Genomic DNA, 2,726 nt, shown 5'->3' with positions numbered 1-2,726 from the left:
CCTTGTCGTAGGCCTTGAAGCTCCAAGTACCTTCTGCTGTCTTCACTTCCGTTTTACTTGGTTGAGTTGGAGTCGCTTGACTACCGTCTTTCAAGTCTGTTTGGTCTGCTGGAAGCAAGGCTTTCACTTCTTGTGGAAGGTCTTTCCCTGGAGTTCCGCTGACAAATTCATGTGTTGCCTTGTAAGTTGGTGCTGGGGTAAATTCCCAAGTACCGACGAAGTGGGCATCCGCTCCATTGATGGTTTCTGATGCCTTGTCATAAGACTTAAAGCTCCATGTACCCTCTGCCGTCTTCACTTCTGTTTGGCTTGGTTGTGTTGGCGTTACTTGAGTACCATTAGACAAGTTCTTTTCTGTTGCTGGAAGCAGGTCTTTCACTTCTTGTGGAAGTTCTTTGCCTGGGGTTCCACTCACAAACTCATGATGTTTTTCATAAAGGAGGGCCGTGCTTACCTGATTAGAAGGAGCTGATAAATTATCAACATGCAATGTTACAGTATTGTCAATCTTTCCAGAACCTTTTTCTTCTACTTTTTTGTTTGTAGTAGTATTATAAGTTACAATAATTTCAGCAGAAGAATTTGCTTTTATGTATTCAGGTGTCATTTTAACAGTAACAGTTTGACCATTCTTTTCAATAGTATAATCACGCCCTTCCTGTAAAGTCACTCCACCTGATTCCACTTTAAGTCCTTGATAATTAAGGCGCTCATCAAATTTCTGAACCATTTCGATAGATGAAGGCGTTGCTAAAATGTCCTTACCTGGAACCGGAACTTTAAACGTAGCTTTATAGGTTACATCTTGTCCTTCCTTAGCTGGAATCTCTGTAGGATCCACTGCTAGAACAGGGCTCGGATCAATTTTTTCAATATAAAGACCAAAGACGGCCGAAGCAACCTCTGTTGATGAGTAACCAAAATTCATACTATTACTATTTGATCGAAGGGCAAAACCAGAGATATTGTTCTCAGAATAGCTACCGCTTGTAATCTGAGTTGCTACCCAAGCAGTTCGATCTCCTTGATCTTCCTGTCTTAAGACATTGGCATTATTCATCAAACGAAGATTAACATCATTTTGATAATCCTTAACATAGAAGGTTTCCTTCAAGTTGTTGGCATCCATTGCATCGATGTCTGTTGGCTTCATAACCAACTTCAAATCTGTCTCTGAACCATCTGCATAACTCAACTCGGCTGTTACATCAGCATCAATCCAAAATGCTTTATTCATGATGTAATCATGATTCGCATCTACGTAAGGAACATTACCAATTTCAAAAGCACTGCTTTCCCATAATTCAGAAATTGAGAAAAATTCAACAGTAGATTTTTGAGCACTATTCATTTCAGATTCTGCCTGAGCAGTATTAAGATAGTGTAGGGTTACTTTATTGAAATTTAGATAAGCATCTACTTGCTTACCATTGACTGTCCCAATATTTGTGAATTTTAGAGAAAGAGGATTTTCAAAAACTTGATCCTGTTTTTTACTTTTATCTACTTTAAGAGTAAAGTTCTCCATCTCGCCTGGATAGGCACCACCCCAGAGATATTCATAGTGGGGATTCGATAAATGAAACTGATCAACAGCCTGTGATTTAGATAAAACACTAAAATTGTTGATGTTCAAATTAAACTTACGAATATCTAAGGTTGAGATATCCGTTCCATTTTTTATTTCTTCTAAAGCCGCATAAGATTGAAGCGGAAGAAGAAAAATAGAAAAAAGTAAAACGACTAGTCCGAGAAAAGCCTGTTTTTTTCTACTGAAAATAGTAGAAAAAGGCATTCTCATGCGATTTTTCCATTTCATAATGTACCTCCAAAATTAAAAATGATTATTTAATCATTTCAAAAGAAATGTTCATCTCATTCTAACACAAAGAAAGGGAAATTGAAAGCAGATATAAAAAAATATTTACTTTTTTGTATTTCCAGATTGTCAATTTTAGGTGAGAATAATTAAAATATCAAAATTTTAGAAAAGGCGTTTACACTATGTGAATAACTGTTTTATAGTTAATCCTATTATCACTTTATGAGTTTCATAACGTACTCGAGCTACGCATAAACATTAATATATTTAATTTTTATAAAGAAAGAACCCAAGAATAAATTCTGAGTTCTTTTTAGTATTTCTGGTACAAAAGATGCTTTTGTACAATTAGAGAGCCTTAGTCCTTCTTACGAACGACAAAGCCTACTAGACCGGCGATAAATAAACCAATCATTGAAAGAAGACTGGTAGAAGCTGTACCTGTGCTTGGTAGAACTTTCTTATCTTGGCTTGCAGTTTCTTCTTTCTTAGTGCTTTCAGCTTGGTTCCCTGTTGTTGCAGTATCATTCTTATTACCGTTGGTTGTTGTAGAAGTTACTTTCTTAATTCCAACTTCGACAACTTCGTCTACTGCTGGAGTAGTGATTGTGTTGGATTTCTCAACACGACCTGTTTCTACTCCGTCTGTGTAGGTAACTGTGTAAACGATGGTGCGAACACCCTTCTTACCAGCAGCTTTCACTACATGAGTTCCTTCTGGAAGTTCAGAATTTGTGACTTCCTTAGTTTGGAAGGCAACTTCTTCTGTCTTTGTTTCTTCCTTCGTTGTAACTACCGGAGCTACTACTTTCTTAGTTCCTACTTCAACGATCTCATCTACTGCTGGAGTGGTGATTGTGTTGGATTTCTCAACACGACCTGTTTCAACGCCGTCTGTGTAGGT

2 protein-coding genes are annotated in these 2,726 nt (G+C 37.4%); both read right to left on the bottom strand.

Translation table 11 applies throughout. The features are described from left to right. On the bottom strand, nucleotides 1-1,819 hold a 1,819-nt coding region (locus HMPREF0849_RS08655; protein WP_000871411.1), incomplete at its 3' end, for an isopeptide-forming domain-containing fimbrial protein. Nucleotides 1,820-2,180: 361 nt separating this feature from the next. Further along, a partial coding sequence (locus tag HMPREF0849_RS08650) for a G5 domain-containing protein (protein ID WP_033605416.1) occupies nucleotides 2,181-2,726 on the bottom strand: 546 nt, incomplete at its 5' end.

The sequence above is a fragment of the Streptococcus sp. C300 genome, from assembly GCF_000187645.1.
Taxonomy (GTDB): domain Bacteria; phylum Bacillota; class Bacilli; order Lactobacillales; family Streptococcaceae; genus Streptococcus; species Streptococcus oralis_CQ.
Note: the sequence above shows the minus strand (reverse complement) of the source record. Positions and strands in the feature narration are given on the sequence as shown.